Here is a 17,681-nt window from a genome sequence, read left to right as displayed (position 1 = left end):
AGGAATGCGCGTCGGACGAGAGAGATGCCGCCAATGCCTGCTCCGTTACGAACCCGGGCCAAGACGCCCATTGGTTTCTTATAGGAACCGCCACGCTTCGGCCGGGCGCGACGCTAGGAAAAACTTGCCTAGTTCGGGACGGGGCCGGAACCGCGGCGCGGCGCACCGGTTGGGCGGGCATCTCCCCGCGACGTGAATCGGAACGTTCCCATGGCCGACCATCAACGATCCTCGCGATCGCTCACCATCCTTGCCGTGATCGTGGCGCTGATCGGCCTGGCGATCGGCGGCGGCGGGCTGTGGCTCGCGCTGCTGGGGGGATCGATCTACTATCTGCTGGCAGGGCTGGCGCTGCTCGCCACCGCCTGGCTGCTGTACCGGCGGCGTGCGACGGCGCTGACGCTCTATGCGGTGCTGCTGGTCGCGACGATGGTCTGGGCGGTCGCCGAGGCCGGCTTGGACTTCTGGGCGCTCGCCCCGCGTGGCGACATACTGGTGCCGCTCGGCATCGTGCTGGCGCTGCCCTTCGTCACCCGGCGGCTGGGCTCGCCGCGCTGGCCGGGCCGCGCCTGGCCGCTGGTCGGCAGCCTCGGCATCGCGGCCCTCGTGTTGCTCACCACCGCCTTCACCGACCCGCACGACCTGGCCGGCGAGCTCCCCGGCGCCCGCGGCGTCGCGCCGGCCAGCGTGCTGGGCGGCACGCCCAAGGAGGACTGGAACGCCTATGGCCGCTCGTGGCGCGGCGATCGCTGGTCGCCGATCGACCAGATCACCCCCGTCAATGCGGCCAAGCTTGAAAAGGCCTGGGAATTTCACACCGGCGATCTCAAGACCGGCGCCGATCCGGACGAGTTCACCTATGAGGTGACCCCGATCAAGGTCGGCAACCTCGTCTATCTCTGCTCGCCCCACAACATCGTCTTCGCGCTCGATGCCGAGAGCGGCAAGCAGGTGTGGCGCTACGATCCCCAGATCCGGTCCTCGCAGGAGATGCAGCACCTCACCTGCCGCGGCGTTTCCTATCACAGCAACGGCGCCGCCCCCGGCACCGGCGGCGTGTGCGCCAACCGGATCCTCATGGGCACCAACGACGCCCGGCTGATCGCGCTCGACGCCGCGAGCGGCCGCCCCTGCCCCGGCTTCGGCACCAATGGGCAGGTCGATGTGTGGCCGGGCCTGCCAGGCCAGCAGCGCGGCTGGTGGCAGATGACCTCGCCGCCCGTGATCGTCGGCAACCTCGCGGTGTTCGGCGGCGCGGTCTATGACAACAAGACGACCTTCATGCCCTCTGGCGTGGTGCGCGGCTATGACGTGAACACCGGCCGCGCGGTCTGGGCGTTCGATCCGGCCAATCCGAACGACACCACCCCCAAGGCACCCGGCACCGGCCGCTACACGCCGTCGAGCCCCAATAGCTGGACGATCGCCGCCGCCGATCCCGCGCTCGGCCTGGTCTACATCCCGACCGGCATGGCCGCGATCGACCAATGGGGCGGCCGCCGCACGCCCGAAACCGAGCGCTTCGCCACCTCGGTGATCGCACTGGAAGCCGCCACCGGCAAGGTCCGCTGGACCTTCCAGACCGTCCATCACGACCTGTGGGACATGGACGTCCCCGCCCAGCCCGCGCTGGTCGACCTCAACCTGCCCGGCAAGGGCCGCGTGCCGGTGCTGATCCAGTCGACCAAGACCGGCAACATCTTCGTGCTCGACCGCCGCACCGGTAAGCCGGTGGTGCCGGTGCGCGAGATTCCGGTGCCGCAGGGCGCAGCACCCGGTGACCACACCTCCCCCACCCAGCCCGAATCCGCGCTGAGCCTGATGGAGAAGACCCGCGTCACCGATGCGGACATGTGGGGCGCGACGATGTTCGACCAGCTCGCCTGCCGCATCAAGTTCAAGCGGCTGCGCTACGAAGGCCCATACACCCCGCCCTCGCAGCAGGGCACGCTCGTCTTCCCCGGTAATTTCGGCGTGATGGACTGGGGCGGCATGGCGATCGATCCCGTGCGCATGATCGCCTTCGCCCACCCGAACTATATGGCGTTCGTCGACCGGCTGGTGCCGCGCAAGGAATCGGATGCCGCGCCGCGCGGGCAGCGTGGTCCGGCCGGCGGCTCGGACTTCAGCGGATCGGACATCAAGGGCTTCAACCCGAACACGGGCGCGCCCTTCGCGGTGGCGCTCAACCCGTTCCTCTCGGCGCTCGGCCTGCCCTGCCAGGCGCCGCCCTGGGGCTATGTCGCCGGGATCGACCTGGTAAGTGGCAAGACCGTGTGGAAGCACCGCAACGGCACCTCGCGCGACCAGACACCGGTACCGCTGCCGTTCAAGCTGGGCGTACCCTCGCTCGGCGGGCCGATGCTGACCGCGGGCGGCGTGGCGTTCATGGGCTCGGCGCTCGATTATTACCTCCGCGCCTATGACGTGACGAGCGGCAAGGTGCTGTGGCGCGGCCGGCTGCCCGCGGGCGGCCAGGCGACGCCGATGAGCTACTGGTCTGCGAAGAGCGGCCGCCAGTTCGTTGTCATCGCCGCCGGCGGCCATGGCTCGCTGGGCACCAAGCGGGGTGATTCGATCGTCGCCTATGCGCTGCCCAAGGGGACGCAGTGAGGGCCAGAGGTCGTTTCGCCCTAGGTATTGATCCAGGATATGGGTTTGACTTTCCCCATGAAATACATGCCTGATCCGAAACGGGCATGATCGGCCCGGAGAACGGGGACGGGTCACTTTGCGACGCTCGCTGATCCTGATGGGTCTCACCGGCCTGCTGCCGATCGTCGTCCTCGGCTCGGCTTATGGCGCGGTGACCTTGCGTGAGCAGCGCGCCGCGCTCGATCGCCAGGCGGCGCTCGCCAGCCGGTCGACCGCACGGCTGGTCGGCCGCGAGATCGCCGCGACGGTGGACGCGGTGAAGATGATCAGCCGCTCGCCGACGCTCGATGGCGGTATCGATCGCCCCCGTTTCACGCTGCTGGGCCTGCGCCTGTTGCAGGACCATCCGAATTGGGCCGCCCTCAGCGTCGCCGATTCGGACGGCAATCGCCTGCTCGACCTGCCCAAGCCGATCGGCGGCAAGATGGGCAAGGTGGTCGATCCGATCAGCCTCGCCCGCGCGGTACGGACGCGCCTGCCGCAGGTGGGCCACGTCGTAAGCGATGCCGGCCTGACGGCCTTCGCCGTGCGCGCACCCGTGCTGAATCACGGTGCCCCGCCCTATGTCGTCTCCGCCGTGGTGCCCATCGCCTCGATGCAGCACCTGCTGTTCGCCGAGGAAATCCCCGCCGGCTGGCGGCTGCGGATCTTCGACAAGCGCGGTGCGGTGATCGCCCAGTCGGGATCGGCCGGGGAGGAGGCGATGCAGTCCCTCGTCACCCCCGTGCCGGAAGCGGGCTGGCACGTCGAAGTGGCGGTGCCGCGAGGCAACTTCGCCGCGCTCACCCAGCAGGCCCAGCTGGTGTTGATCGGCGGCAGCGTGATTGCGCTGGCGCTGTTCGCAGCGCTTACCTTCGCGCTCGCCATCGAGCTTCGCCGCTACCGACAGCGTCAGGCGGCGACCTTGCAGGCGCAGCGGCTGGAGGCGCTGGGACGGCTGACCGGCGGCGTCGCGCACGATCTCAACAACCTGCTGACCCCGATTCTGGGCGGGCTCGATCTGCTGCGCGCGCGGATCGGCGAGGATGCCAAGGCGCTGCGCTACATCGACAGCGCGACGAGCAGTGCCGAGCGCGCCCGCACACTGGTCGCGCGGCTGCTCGCCTATGCCAAGCGCCAGTCGCTTACCCCCGAGGCGATCGATGTCGGCGCGATGCTCGCCGACCTCCACGAACTGCTCCAGCGCTCGGTGGGACCCACCATCACCTGTACCATCCGCAGCGCGCCCGATCTTCCCGCCGTCCGCGCCGATCGCAACCAGCTGGAGCTGGCGGTACTCAACCTGGTGATCAACGCGCGCGACGCGATCAAGACCGATGGCCGGACCAGCGGCACGATCGTGGTCGAGACGCGCCTCCCCCGCCGCGACGAGGCACGCGGCCTCGCCCGCGGCGACTATCTGGCGCTGGCGGTGCACGACGATGGCTGCGGCATGGACGCCGCCACGCTGCGCCGCGCGCTGGAGCCCTTTTTCACCACCAAGGCGGGCGACCGCGGCACCGGGCTGGGCCTGTCGATGGTGCATGGCTTTGCCGAACAATCGGCAGGCCGGCTGGTGCTGGAAAGTACGCCGGGCCAGGGCACCAGCGTCATTCTGGTGCTGCCGGCAACCGACGCCGCGCCGCCGACGCTCGATACCCTGCGCGATCGGCCGACCCGCACCGCCGAGATCCTGCTGGTGGACGATGACCCCGCCGTGCGCGAGGCCGCCGCCGAAGTGCTGCGCGCGCACGGCCATCTCGTCGCCGAGGCGGAATCGCTGATCCAGGGCATGGCCGCGCTCACCGGTGCGCCCGAAACGGCACTGGTGATAACCGATTACATGATGCCCGGCGGCACCGGCGGCGAATTCATCACCCGCGCCCGCGATGCGGGGCTCCCCCAGCCCTTCCTGCTGCTCACCGGCTATACCGATGCGGCGGAAGACCTGCCGGGCGACGTGCCGCAGCTCCGCAAGCCCTTCCGCGAGCGCGAGCTGCTCGACGCGGTGGACGCGTTGCTCGGCTGAGCGCGGTTCACATCTCGCCGGGGCCGGGCAGCCAGGCGGGATCGAAGCGGATGTGCCGCGGCGGCACCGGCGACATCTTGCGCAGCGCCTCGATGTCGCCGAACGCGATGCGCTGGCCATGCCGGGCGATCAGTCCCTCGCGTTCAAGCAGCCGCAGCGTCCGGTTGACGTGCACCGCCGTCAGCCCGAGCGCATCGCCCAGCACTTCCTGGGTCAGCGGCATGTCGAAGCGCCCCTCCTCCACCGCGCCGATCTTCGCCAGCCGATCGTGGAGATCGAGCAGCAGCCGCACCATCCGCTCGCGCGCCGAGGACTTGCCCATCGCCGCGACGATGTCCATCAGCGCCAGCCGCTCGACCTGCACGCCCATCAACAGCAGCGGCCCGAGCCGCGGAGAGGCGATCAGCACCTCGCGCAGGCGGTCAAACGACACCTTGGAGACGCGACATTCGGTTACCGCCGTCAGCGTATCCGCGGCGGTGTCGAGCACCATGCTCGGCGTGCCCATCATGTCGCCGGTGATGTGGACCTTGACGATCTGCCGCTGCCCGGCGGGAAGCCGGATCGATGAGGTCGCCCACCCTTCCAGCAGCAGATACATACCATCAACGGGTTCGCGGTCGCGCCGGATGGTCGCATTGCGGCGATAGACGATCTCCGGATCGCCGAGGCCGTGCAATGTCTGTGCTTCGTCATCGGTGAGCGTCGCCTGCTCGTGGAATCGCGTCAACGGGTAGTTCGGCACCCCAGATGCTCCCCTGTCCTGGATGTGTCCCCCGCCGGCAGAACGCCGGCGAACGGAGGGGCGGCCCCCATGAAAGGGGCCGCACCGCTCGCGAAACAATGCCTAGCGGGCGGGTGTCCCACTGACAATTCCACCCTGCGGGGTATTCGACTTAACCTGTTATAAGGTTTGCCTTTTCATCCGTGAAGACAAGGTGCTTGCGCTCACACTTCCGGCAGCTGTTCGAGCAGCTTGTCTGGGGTGATCGGGAAGCTCCGCACCCGCACCCCGCAAGCATGATGGATGGCATTTGCGATCGCCCCCGCCGCGCCGCAGATGCCCAGCTCGCCGACGCCCTTGGCCTGGAGCGGGCTGCCCGCCGGATCGCGCTCGTCGACCAGCACCACGTCGAGCGCGGGCACGTCGGCATTCACCGGCACATGATATTCGGCGAGGTCGTGGTTGACGAGGTGGCCGTCGCGCGGATCGAAGACGAGCTCCTCGGTCAGCGCGCTGCCGATGCCCCATACCATGCCGCCCAGGCACTGCGAGGTCGCCGTCTTCTCGTTGAGCGCACGGCCGAGCCCGAAGGCGCCGGTCATTCGCCGCACGCGGGTCTCGCCGGTATAGGCATTCACGCCCACCTCGACGAAGAAGGCGCCGTACATCGCGATGGCGAACTGCTCGTCGATCCCGCCATTCTTGAAATGGCCGGTCTCGGTGAGGTCGGCCTTGAGCAGTTCAGTGAACGGAATGCGGCGGTTGCCTGTGATCGCCTCGCCATCCTTGAGCGTGAGATCGGCTTCCTCGACGCCGAGTTGCGCCGCCAGCTGCTCGCGGATCGCCTCGCAGGCGGCGAACACTGCCGAGCCGGTAGACGCCGCGCCCCAGCTGCCGCCCGAGCCGGCACCCGGCGGGAAGCGCGTGTCGCCGAGCTGGACGAGCACCTTTTCCGGCGGCAGGCCGAGCATCTCGCCCGCGATCTGGCCCAGCACGGTATAGGTGCCGGTGCCGATATCGGTCATGTCGCTTTCGACCACGGCGGTGCCGTCCGCCGACAGCGTCACCTTGGCCTGCGCCTCGTTGAGGTTGTGGACGCGGCAGGCGGTTGCCATACCGGTGCCGATCCACCATTCGCCCTCGCGGCGCTGAAGCGGGCGGCGGTCGCTGCCGTCCCAGCCGAAGCGCTCGGCGCCGACCTTGAGGCTCTCCGCGAACCGCCGCGAGCTATAGGGCAGGCCCTCGCTCGGATGCTGTTCGGGGATGTTGCGCAGCCGCAGTTCGACGGGATCGATACCGCTGGCCAGCGCGAGTTCGTCCATCGCGGCTTCAAGGCACTGCATGCCCACCGCCTCGCCCGGTGCGCGGACCGAGCCTGCGGTCATCCGGTGGATGCGGGCGAGATCGATCCGCAGCGTGCGGTGCTCGCCGCGATAGAGAAACTCGCTCGCCTGGGTGACCGGCTCCGCGAATTTCTCGCCCGGCAGGTTGGAGACCCAGGCCTCATGGCCGAAGCCGTCCAGCCGGCCCTCGGCATCGGCGGCGAGGCGGATGCGCTGGCGCGTCTCGGAGCGCCGCATCACCGTCTGGAACACCTGCTGGCGGCTCATCACCACCCGCACCGGCCGGCCGAGCTCGATCGCCGCCACCGCCGCTGCGGTGAGCTCGGCGCTGATGCCCAGCTTCGAGCCGAAGCCGCCGCCGACATAGGGCGAGATCAGCCGCACCTGCTCGGGCTTGATCCCCAGTGCGTCGGCGAGCTCCTTCTGGTTGTATTTGAGCATCTGCAGGCTCGAATGGGCGGTGAGCGTGTTGCCGTCCCATTCGGCGATGCTGGCATGCGGCTCCATCGCCGCGCTGGCATGGCCCTCGGTGGTGTAGGTGACGTCGACGGCATAGACGGCATCGCGCATCGCGGCGTCGAGATTGCCCTGCTGCACCGGGTCGCCATAGGCCTCGTGGGAGGCATGGCTGTCCTCGGAATCGAGCGGCACCTTGGCGGGATCATCGGCGCGATAGGCGATGCGCAGCCGTGTCGCGGCATCGCGCGCCTGCTCGAAGGTCTCGGCGACGACGAGTGCGACCGGCTGGCCGAAATAATCGACCTTGTGGATCTCGCGCACCGGCGACTTGCCCGCGCCGCCTTGCGCCGAGCGGGTGATCATCCGCGGATCGGCAATCACCGCCAGCACGCCGGGCATGGCGAGCACCGGCTCGGATTCGATCTCGACGACCTCGCCGCGGCTGATCGTCGCGAGGACGAGCACGCCCTCCGCGCAGTCGGCGATCTTGTACTCGGCCGCATAAGGCGCGACGCCGCTGGTCTTGGCGCTGCCATCGGGCCGGTCGAGCGGGCGGCCGATGATGCCCTGCGCCATCGCATCCAGCCGGTTGCGGTCGTCCGGCTTGTCCATCGTGTACAGGCGAGTCACAGCGTACCTCCCGTCGCTTCGCGCAGCACCGCTTTCAGCGTGCGGCGGGTGAGCGGAATCTTGAAATCGTTGCTGCCTTGCCCGCGGGCATCTTCCAGCAGCAGCGCCGCGGCCTGGTCGAACAGCGCATCGGAGGGCGCCTCGCCTTCGAGCAGTGCCTCGACGCGGGTGTCGTGCCAGGGCTTGTGCGCCAGCCCGCCGAACGCGAGCCGCGCCTTGGCGATCTTGCCCTCCGCGACATGGATCACCGCCGCCACCGAGACGAGCGCGAAGGCATAGGAAGCACGGTCGCGGACCTTGCGGTAGAGCTGCGTGCCACCCGCCGGGGCCGGCAGCACCACGCCGGTGATCACATCGCCGGGTTCGAGGACATTGTCGCGCTCGGGCGTGTCGCCGGGCAGGCGATGGAAATCGCGCACCGGGACCATGCGCTTGTCGCCCTTCGCGTCGACGATCTCGACCGTTGCGTCGAGCGCCGACAGGGCAACCGCCATGTCGCCGGGATAGGTCGCGATGCAGGCGTCGCTCGCGCCGAGGATCGCGTGGATCCGGTTGAACCCGCCGATCGCCGCGCAGCCGGTGCCGGGCTCGCGCTTGTTGCACGACTGGCTGAGGTCATAGAAATAGTAGCAGCGCGTCCGCTGGCAGAGATTGCCGCCGGTCGTCGCCTTGTTGCGCAGCTGGAAGGTCGCGCCCGCCAGGATCGCACGCGCCAGCACCGGATAGTCGGAGCGGATCCGCGGATCGGCGGCGCAGGCGCTGTTCGAGACGAGCGCGCCGATGTGCAGCCCCTCGCCATGCTCCGTGATCCCGCCCAGCGGCAGGCGGTTGACGTCGACCAGCGCGGTCGGTGTCTCCACCTCCAGCTTCATCAGGTCGAGCAGATTGGTGCCGCCGGCGATCGGCTTGGCACCGTCGGCGACGAGCAGCTGTCCCGCATCGCCCAGGCCATGGGCCCGCTGATATTCGAAGGGTTTCATGCCTGCGCCTCCGCCACTTCCGAAATCGCCGCGACGATGTTGGAGTAGGCACCGCAGCGGCAGACATTGCCGCTCATCCGCTCGCGAATCTCGTCCTCGGAGAGCTTGGGGGTGCCGGCGACGTCGTCGCTGACATAGCTGGTCCAGCCCGCCGCGATCTCGTCGAGCATCGCCTTGGCCGAGCAGATCTGGCCGGGCGTGCAGTATCCACACTGATAGCCGTCATGCCGCACGAACGCCGCCTGGAGCGGGTGCGGCGCATCGGGGGTACCGAGGCCTTCGATCGTGGTGACGCTGTCGCCGTCGTGCATCACCGCGAGGGTGAGGCAGCTATTGATCCGCTGGCCGTTGAGCAGCACCGTGCAGGCGCCGCACTGGCCGTGATCGCACCCCTTCTTGGTGCCGGTAAGGCCGGCGTCGCGGCGGAGAAAATCGAGCAGACTGGTACGGGGATCGACGTCGAGCTCATGATCGACGCCGTTGATGGTGATGGGCATGCGCGGACTCCCTGGGTCAGGAGGCGAACGCGCAGATGTCGGGATTGGTCCCGATCTACTGCAAGATCCTCCCCTGCAAGGGGAGGTGGCGCGCGCAGCGCGACGGAGGGGTGTCAGCGCTGGTGTGGCGGACCTCCGCTTCGACGGGGACACCCCTCCACCACCGCTTCGCGGCGGTCCCCCTCCCCCTTCGGGGGAGGATCGGTTCTGCTCAACGCCCTTTGCGCGGGATCAGGTGGAGCAGCCCCGCGACAACCGCCCCCACGACCAGCCCCGCCACTGCCGAGCCCAGCGCATAGACCAGCCATGCGACCACGCCGCTCAGCGGGCCGGTCGCGGCACCCACAACCTCGGACCAATGGTGCAGCGCGTGGGGTACCGCACCGACGCCGAATTCCTCCAGCCCATGCAGCAGGATGCCGCCGCCCACCCAGGCCATTGCCGCCACGCCGATATGCGACAGCGCGGTGAGCAGCACCGGCATCGCCGTCACCAGCCCGCGCCCGAACACCGCGACACCGCCCGATCCGCCATTCCGGCTGAGGTGCAGGCCGATATCGTCCATCTTCACGATCAGCGCGACGACGCCGTAGACGCCGATGGTGATGGCGAACGCCACCAGCACCAGCGCGCCCGCGCGGGTAACGAAGGACATGTCGGCGGGCAGCTGCGCCAGCGCGATCACCATGATCTCGGCCGAGAGGATCAGATCGGTGCGGATCGCGCCGAGCACCTGGCGCTTCTCCAGCGCCTTGGCGTCGGTGATCTCGGCCACCGCGTCGGCATCGTGCGTCCCGGTCAGCGCCTCGAGGATCTTCTCCGCCGCCTCGAACGAGAGATAGGTGCCGCCCAGCATCAGGATCGGAGTCAGCGCCCAGGGCGCGAAGGCGCTGAGCAGCAGCGCGAGCGGCAGGATCACGACGAGCTTGTTGGCAATCGAGCCCAGCGCGATCTTGCCGATGATCGGCAGCTCGCGATCGGGGGTTAGCCCCACGACATAGCGCGGCGTGACCGCGGTATCGTCGATCACCACGCCCGCGGCCTTCACCCCCGCGCGGCCCGCGGCGGCGCCCACGTCGTCAAGCGACGCCGCCGCCAGTTTCGCCAACGCCGCGATATCGTCCAGCAATGCGACCAGGCCACCCGCCATCAAATCCCCCTCATGTTTCGCCCGGGCTAGCCGAGATGAAGCGGAAATGCACGCGGATGGCCGAGGCTCCGCCTCAATTCGGCAGATCGATCGCCTTCTCGATCTTGAACTGCACCGACGCCCCCGCCGCACCGCTGCCCGGCTGGCCGCCGCCGACGGTCGCGCGATAGGTGCCGGCGAGCACCCGGTGCTGCCCTTCCACCGTCACCGTGCTCAGGTCACGCGGCGAGAGGGTGAAGGTGACCTTCCGCGCCTCGCCCGGCTTGAGCGACACGCGCTGGAAGCCGCGCAGCGCCACCTTGGGCGCGCCGGGATCCTCGGGGAAGTTGAGGTAGAGCTGCGCCACCTCGTCCCCTGCCCGCGCGCCGGTGTTGCGCAGCTCGGCGGTAACCGTCAGCCCCGCCTCGGCCTTCTCCACCACCGGCGCGCCATAGGCGAAGCTGGTGTAGCTAAGCCCGAAGCCGAACGGATAGACCGGCGTGCCGGTGAAGTAGCGATAGGTCCGCCCTTTCATGCCGTAATCGCCGAACGGCGGCAGGTCGTCGACGCTGCGGTAGAAGGTCAGCGGCAGGCGGCCCGAGGGGCTGGTCTTCCCCGACAGCACATTGGCGATCGCGGTGCCGCCCACCTCGTCCGGATACCAGGCTTCCAGGATCGCGGCGGCATGGTCCTTCGCCCAGCTCAAGTTGATCGGGCTGCCGTTCATCGCGACGACCACCAGCGGCTTGCCGGTCGCCCTGGCCGCGTCGAGCAGCGCCTGCTGGTCGGGCAGCAGGTCGAGGCTGGTCTTGTCGCCGCCCTTGAAGCCTGGGACCTGGATCGGCGATTCCTCGGCCTCGAGGTCCGAGGTAATACCCACCACCGCGACCAGCACGTCCGCCTTGGCCGCCGCGGCCTTCATTGCCGCCACCGGATCGGCGCTGATCCGTTTCCAGACGAGATCGATGCCCGAGAGCACATGCTCGTCGGTGCGCACCTCGATCGGATAGCGCTTGCCCTTGACCAGCTGCACCTCGCGCATCGTCGGCAGGCTGCCCCAGCCGGACTTGGTAAGGTCGACAAACGGCTTGCCGTCGAAGCTCATCGCGCCGCCGAAGCCGGTCAGGCCCAGCCGATAGGTGCCGGTTTCGGGCGCCACGAGGAAGCCGGTCCAGATCGTGCGGTGATGCTCAGAGACGGTCGGCAGGTCGAGGCTGCGCGCCGAGACATCGGCCTCGACGCGGGTCACCACCGGCGTGTCGGCGAACTGCATCTTGGCGACGGCATCGCGGAAGGTGCCAGGGGCGAACTCGGTCGGCGCCGGCGTCGTCGGGTTGAAGTAGCGCGCGAGCAGCCCCGGCTTGCCGCTGGGGGTGCGCAAGGCCGAGCCGGAGACGCGGTCGCCATCGGTCACCGAGGCGCTGAACGGCGCATAGCTGACGTTCGCGCGCGGGAAGGCGCGGCGCAGGCCCTCGACCACCGAGACGGGCTGCCCCGACAGCGACGAGGAATAATTGCCGCGCAGCACCCGCGTCGCGTCGCCGAGCGGGCCGATCACGGCGATGCGGCTGCCGCGCTTGAGCGGCAACAGCCCGTCATTCTTGAGCAGCACCAGGCTCTTCTCGGCCGCATCGAGCGCCAGCGCACGGTGCGCCGGCGCGCCGACATCGGCGGCCTTGCCGCTGGTGGTGCGGATGCCCGGCAGGTCGCCGTTGCGCAGCCGCGCGGAGAACAGGCGGACCAGCGTCCGGTCGATCTCGGCTTGCGTGATCAGTCCCTTGGCGAGCGCGTCGCGATACCGATCCCCCAGCCCCGCCGTATCAGTGAGCGTCGCGCCGTTGCATTCATTGTCGACGCCCGCGCGGATCGCTGCCGCCACCGCGGTCGGGCCGTCCGGCGCATAATGATGGTTGTCGCTGATGTCCTTCACCGCGTCGCAATCGGAGACGACATAGCCCTTGAAGCCCCAGGCGCCGCGCAGATGCTCCTTGAGCAGTTCGTCGCTCGCGCAGGCAGGCTGGCCGTCGATGCGGTTATAGGCGCACATCACCGATCCCGCCTTGCCCTCGACGATCGCGGCGCGGAACGCGGGCAGATAGGTATCCTCCAGATCGTGGCGCGAGACGAACACGTTCGCCGCATGCCGCGTCGATTCCGGGCCGCTATGGACGGCGAAATGCTTGGGCGTGGCGATCACGTTCGGCAGGTCCGGATTGGGCCCCTGCATGCCCTGGATGAAGGCGACGCCGATCTTCGCGGTGAGGAACGGATCCTCACCGTACGTCTCCTGCCCCCGGCCCCAACGCGGATCGCGGAAGATGTTGATGTTGGGCGACCAGGTATCGAGCCCGGTGCCGATCCGGCCCATCCGCCCGGTTTCGCGGGCGAGCGCGTGCAGCCCCTGCACCTCGCTGCTGATCGCAGCGGCAACATCATGGACCAAGGGCGCATCGAAGCTGGCGGCAAGGCCGACCGGCTCGGGAAAATTGGTGGTCGGCAGCGTGCCGAGCGCGCCGTGGAGCGACTCGGTCCACCAATTGTAGCGCGGGATGTTCAGCCGGGGGATCGCCGGGGCGACGTTGAGCAGCTGGGCGAACTTCTCCTCCGGCGTCAGCTGCGCGACGATCGCCGCCGCCTTGGCATCGGCCTCGGCGCGCGGATCCGCCGCGGTCTGGGCAAGTGCGGGCAGCGGCAGGAGCGCGGCGGCCAGCAGCGCGGCGCGGAAGGTGCGATTCATGGTGATCTCCCCTGGGGCCGTCAGACCGGTTGCAGCCCGTGTTCGTGAATCTTGCGGATCAGGTCGCGGTGGCGCGGCAGCCCGGCACAGAGCCGTTCGGTCTGTGCGGCATTCTCGCGCATCGCCCGCTCGGCGAGCCGCTGGTCGCCGCTCAGCGCCTCGGGCTCCACTTCGCTGCGGAAGCCCATGCCGTAGAGGACGTACTGGTAGCTGGCGGGCGGGAAGACCTCCTCCACCCGATCGAACTCGTCATGAAACCAGGGCGGCTGGTAGCGCCACAGGGTGAGCAGTTCCTGGAGCCGCTCGGGGATCGTCTCGGGCAGCAGATTGTCGCGCCAGAAGGCCGTGTCGGTGCGCTTGGTCAGCACATAATGGAGCTTCAGGAAGTCGATGATCCGCCCCCAGCGATAGAGCGTGGTGGCGTTGAAGCGCTTGGCGACCACGTCCATCACCTCGCGCACCGCCGGCATCTGCTCGGCGATCAGCTTGGCGGAAAGCTCGATCAGCACGATCGCCGAGGCTTCCAGCGGCTCGAGGAAACCGGCGGCGAGGCCGACCGCGACGACATTGTTCTTCCAGAAGATCTCGCGGTGGCCCGAGCGGATCGGGATGCGGCGGACGGCGACGTCGGCGCCGGCGGGGCCGAGATAGGCGCGCAAGGTCGCCTCGGCCTGGTCGTCGCTGGTGTGGGCCGTGGAATAGACATAGCCGGTGCCCCGCCGCGTCGGCAGGCCGATGTCCCAGATCCAGCCCGATCCTTGCGCCGTGGAGAGGGTGTGGGTGGCGATCGGCGCATTCTCTTCCGGATAGGGAATCTGCGCGGCGAGCGCGGCGTCGCAGAACAGCACGTCGCCGCAATCCTTGAACTTCACGCCCATCGCCTCGCCGAGCAGCAGCGAGCGGAAGCCGGTGCAGTCGACGAACAGATCGCCTTCGATCCGCCCGGCCTGTTCGGTGTCGATCGCGGCGATGTCGCCATTCTCGGCCAGCTCTACGGAGCGAACATCGGCGAGCACATGGCGGACCCCGAGCTTACTGGTGCAGTGGCGGGTCAGGAAGGGCGCGAACTTGCCGGCGTCGAGGTGATAGGCATAGTTGGCCTGCCCGTGATATTCGGGCGTGGCGACCGTCTTGGGCGCGAGCCCCGCGTCGCAGATCCGGCCCTGCGGGGTGACCGTGTCGCAGAAGCTGCGGCCCTTCGAATCGGTGATCCAGTGCGGCACCAGGCTCAGCTGGTGGAAGCCCTGGGGCAGCATCAGCGGGTGGTAATAGGCGTCGTCCGCGGCGCCGGTGGTCCAGCGGGCGAACAGCGCGCCCTGCTTGAACGCGGCGTCGCATTCGCGGAAGAACTCGGTTTCGGAGACGCCGATCTTGGCGAGCGTGGTCCGCAGCGTCGGCCAGGTCCCCTCGCCCACCCCGATGATCGGCGTGGTCGGCGATTCGACCAGGGTAACGGTGAAGCCGCCGGGCATCCGGCTCTGATGCCGCGCGGCGATCACCCCGGCGGTGAGCCAACCGGCGGTGCCGCCGCCGACGATGACGATGTTCTGAACCCGTTTCACGCGCGCCGACCCGTGGAAAAAGAAGGGGGATGCCGGACGATACCGACATCCCCAGTCGTGGGAAGAGACCTTAGAAGCGATAGCGCACGCCCGCGGTGAAGCGCCGGCCATAGGCGAACACGTCGAGCAGCTGGTTCGAGAAGCGGCCATGGGTGCTCTGCACCTCGTCGGTGATGTTGAGCGCTTCGCCGAAGATGTTGATCGCCTCGGTGATCTGGTAGCTCGCGCTCAGATCGATCTGCAGGCTGGAATTGACGAAGGTCGGCTCGGCACCGAACGACCCCGTATTCTGCGCTTGGCCGAACTGGAGCAGATACTTGTCGCGCCAGTTGGCCGCCGCGCGGAATTCGATGCCATGCTTGTCGTAGAAGCCGACGAAATTGGCCGAGTTTGCGAGGCCGGTCACCGCGAAGCCGCTCTGGCTGATGTCGCTCGAGTCATAGGGCTTGTTGGTGTCGACCAGCGTCGCATTGGCGATGAAGCCGAAGCCGCTGTCGCCGAAGGTGTTCTGCCAGGCGATCTCCACACCGCGGACAGTTGCCTTGGGGCCATTGACCCGCTGCGAGACGGCAAACTGCGCCAGCGTTCCCGTCGACGGATCGACCACGTTGTTGATGGTCTGCCGCTGCACGCCCTGGACGATGAAGTTGCGCACGTCCTTCAGGAAGAAATTCACCGCGGCATAGGAGTTGCGCTGGTAATACCATTCCACTGCCGCGTCGAAATTGTCGGCGAGGTACGGCTGCAGCGTGGGGTTGCCGCCATCCGCGGTCAGCGCCCCCACGCGCTGACCGATGCCGATGTTGAGCGCTGGCGTCAGCAGGTTGAGCGTCGGGCGGGTCAGCGTGCGCGAGGCGTCGAACCGCAGGTGCAGCGAATCGGTGAGTTCGAGCTTCAGGTCCATCGACGGCAGCAGATAGGAATAGTCGGACTTGGTGGTAATCGGCTGCTGGTTGCCGGGGATGATGGTCAGAAGCGTCTTGTCGGTATCGCTGCCGACGATACGAACCGGCAACTGCCCGATACCGGTGGAGGAGACATGGGTGACTTCCTCGCGCACCCCGGCGTTGAAGTAGAACGGCATGCCGGCGACTTCGCTCTTGAAGTTCGCCGACAGATACAGCGCCCAGGTCCTCTCGCCGATGTCGCGATAGCTGCCCACGTCGTTCGCTACCGCGAACTGTCCTGCGAACTGCCCTTGGCAGCACGTCGTGTTGTAGCCCGGAATGGTCTTGGTCTGCGGATTGCCGAGGCTGGTCAGATAGGCCTGATAGTCTGCGGCACGGAAGTTGAGCAGTGCCGGCGGCAACGCGCCGGTATAGCCCGGCAGGAAATTGGCGGTGCCGACGGTGCCCTTGTACAGGCTTGCGGGCAACGCGACGCCGCCGGGGGTGCCCGAGGCGGGGCCATAGCCCGAATAGGCCTGCCAGAAATTGTTGGTGAAAGTATTGGCACTGCGGAAGCTGAACTGATCGTCCAGATAGGAGCCGCCCACCCGCAGCGTCAGATCGTCCTGCTGCCACTTGAGGCCCAGCCGCGCCTGCTTGATCTCGTCGGTGTTCTTGTTGGCGATGTTGACGGTGACATGGCTGCCGATCGCGGACAAATCGGTCCAGCGGCTGGCGTTTCCGTTGACGCCATATCCATGCAGCACCGGAATCGTGTCCTTGCTGTCGCCATTCACGGCGATGCCCAGCGCGGGACCGATGTCGAAGCCATAGCCGACGTCCGCCCCCTTCGAGTTGACCCGCCCATCCGGGTTCAACCAGCTCTTCGACCAGCTGCCGTCGGCTTCGACCTGCAGCTTGTCGGTCACGTCCCATTTGACGTTGAGGCCGGTCTGGTTGGTGCGGCGATAATTGCTGTCGGTCCCCGCGGTGAAATCGGTCTGCGAACCGGCCTGCGTGAAGTCGACGATCGTGCCGTTCTTGTCGAGCTTGACGTTGCGCAGATTGCCCTGGTTGAACCAGATGCCGAAGCCGAAACTGTCCGTATTGATGCGCTGATCCGAGTAATTGTCGTCGAGCGTCAGCAGGATGTTGTCCGCTGGCTTCCACTGCAGTGCGATGCGGCCGTCGACGCGTTCGTCACGCGTATAGTTCTGGGTGGCGCCGAACTGCTGTTCGAACCAGCTGACGATCGTCTTGCGCTGGCTGGGATCGGCAGTGGGGTCGTCGGTGGGAATACAGGTCGCCGCGGTGCTGCCGGCCTGTTGGCAGGGCGCGATCTTGCCGCCCGGCCAGCCATGGACGAACACGTTGTTGGTCTGGGTATCGTGCCGCGTGTAGATCGCGTTGGCGAGGATGCCGAAGGTGTCGTCGGCGAAGGTCTTGCTGATCAGCACCCCGCCGGTCGGCACCACCTTGCCGGCATCGTCCTGGATCGAGCCCGAGGCCGAGACCGCGAGGTGGAAGCCCGGCCGGTCGAACGGCTTGGGATAGGCGACGTTGATCGTCGCGCCGATCGAGCTCGACGACAGCGACACGTCGGGCGTCTTGAGCACGGTCAGCCCGCCGACGAAGTCCGACCCCACGGTCGAGAAGTCGATCGAGCGGCCGCCGGTTGCGGTCGAGAGGCGCCGGCCGTCGACCAGCGTTTCGTTGAAGTCGCCGCCGAAGCCGCGGACGGTGACGCCGTTGGGCTCGCCGCGCGGCCCGTCGCGCTGGATCGAAATGCCCGGCAGGCGCTGGAGTGAGGCCGCGACGTTCGAATCCGGGAACTTGCCGATATCCTCGGACGAGATCTGCTCGATCACCCCGGAGGCATTGCGTTTCGCATCCAGATTGCGTTGCAGCGAACCGCGAATACCGGTGACGATGATCTCCTCATCCTGCGCCTGGCTGGTGGACGGCGCCGTCGTCTGCGCCTGTGCCGGCGCAACCAGGCTCAGCGCCATCATGCTCGTGGCCCCCGCCAGTACATGCCGCGCAAGACGTGCGCGCCGCTGCGAAGAACCC

At 68.1% G+C, this 17,681-nt stretch carries 10 protein-coding genes; 2 read left to right on the top strand and 8 right to left on the bottom strand.

Going from position 1 to position 17,681, the window contains the following annotated elements:
* Nucleotides 1-210: 210 nt before the first annotated feature.
* Together ACTJKY_RS02660 and ACTJKY_RS02655 are read left to right on the top strand one after the other, a co-directional pair.
* Complete coding sequence (locus ACTJKY_RS02660) at nucleotides 211-2,613, top strand: membrane-bound PQQ-dependent dehydrogenase, glucose/quinate/shikimate family (protein ID WP_440844028.1); 2,403 nt, start codon at nucleotides 211-213, stop codon at nucleotides 2,611-2,613.
* Nucleotides 2,614-2,752: 139 nt separating this feature from the next.
* A complete protein-coding gene (locus ACTJKY_RS02655; protein WP_440844026.1) occupies nucleotides 2,753-4,663 on the top strand; it encodes an ATP-binding protein in 1,911 nt (636 codons plus the stop codon).
* Between the two features lie 7 nt (nucleotides 4,664-4,670).
* Here ACTJKY_RS02655 and ACTJKY_RS02650 read toward each other — a convergent pair whose 3' ends face one another.
* From ACTJKY_RS02650 to ACTJKY_RS02615, 8 genes are all read right to left on the bottom strand, one after another.
* Nucleotides 4,671-5,408, bottom strand: a complete 738-nt coding sequence (locus ACTJKY_RS02650; protein WP_440844024.1) for a Crp/Fnr family transcriptional regulator — start codon at nucleotides 5,406-5,408, stop codon at nucleotides 4,671-4,673.
* 203 nt (nucleotides 5,409-5,611) lie between these two features.
* Nucleotides 5,612-7,801 carry a xanthine dehydrogenase family protein molybdopterin-binding subunit gene (locus ACTJKY_RS02645; protein WP_440845209.1) on the bottom strand — a complete coding sequence of 730 codons (2,190 nt, stop codon included), beginning with the start codon at nucleotides 7,799-7,801 and terminating at the stop codon, nucleotides 5,612-5,614.
* Nucleotides 7,802-7,815: 14 nt separating this feature from the next.
* Entirely contained in the window at nucleotides 7,816-8,799 is a 984-nt protein-coding gene (locus ACTJKY_RS02640; protein ID WP_440844022.1) for an FAD binding domain-containing protein, read from the bottom strand.
* The gene (locus ACTJKY_RS02635; RefSeq protein ID WP_121072803.1) at nucleotides 8,796-9,296 is read right to left on the bottom strand and encodes a 2Fe-2S iron-sulfur cluster-binding protein; all 501 of its coding nucleotides are present in this window, start codon (nucleotides 9,294-9,296) and stop codon (nucleotides 8,796-8,798) included. Before ACTJKY_RS02635 ends, ACTJKY_RS02640 begins: the two co-directional genes overlap by 4 nt.
* 211 nt (nucleotides 9,297-9,507) lie before the next feature.
* Nucleotides 9,508-10,446, bottom strand: coding sequence for a DUF808 domain-containing protein (locus tag ACTJKY_RS02630; protein ID WP_440844020.1), 939 nt, complete (start codon nucleotides 10,444-10,446; stop codon nucleotides 9,508-9,510).
* Between the two features lie 73 nt (nucleotides 10,447-10,519).
* Nucleotides 10,520-13,162: a glycoside hydrolase family 3 C-terminal domain-containing protein gene (locus ACTJKY_RS02625; protein WP_440844019.1), complete on the bottom strand. Its 2,643-nt coding sequence runs from the start codon at nucleotides 13,160-13,162 to the stop codon at nucleotides 10,520-10,522.
* Between the two features lie 20 nt (nucleotides 13,163-13,182).
* Nucleotides 13,183-14,724 carry a tryptophan halogenase family protein gene (locus ACTJKY_RS02620; RefSeq protein WP_440844017.1) on the bottom strand — a complete coding sequence of 514 codons (1,542 nt, stop codon included), beginning with the start codon at nucleotides 14,722-14,724 and terminating at the stop codon, nucleotides 13,183-13,185.
* A 70-nt stretch (nucleotides 14,725-14,794) separates the two neighbouring features.
* Complete coding sequence (locus ACTJKY_RS02615; RefSeq protein WP_440844016.1) at nucleotides 14,795-17,623, bottom strand: TonB-dependent receptor; 2,829 nt, start codon at nucleotides 17,621-17,623, stop codon at nucleotides 14,795-14,797.
* Between the last annotated feature and the right edge of the window lie 58 nt (nucleotides 17,624-17,681).

It is taken from the genome of Sphingomonas sp. 22176, assembly GCF_052045505.1.
In the GTDB taxonomy this organism is placed as follows: Bacteria; Pseudomonadota; Alphaproteobacteria; order Sphingomonadales; family Sphingomonadaceae; genus Sphingomonas.
The sequence above is the reverse complement of the archived record's forward strand: the minus strand, read 5'-3'. Positions and strand labels throughout refer to the sequence as shown.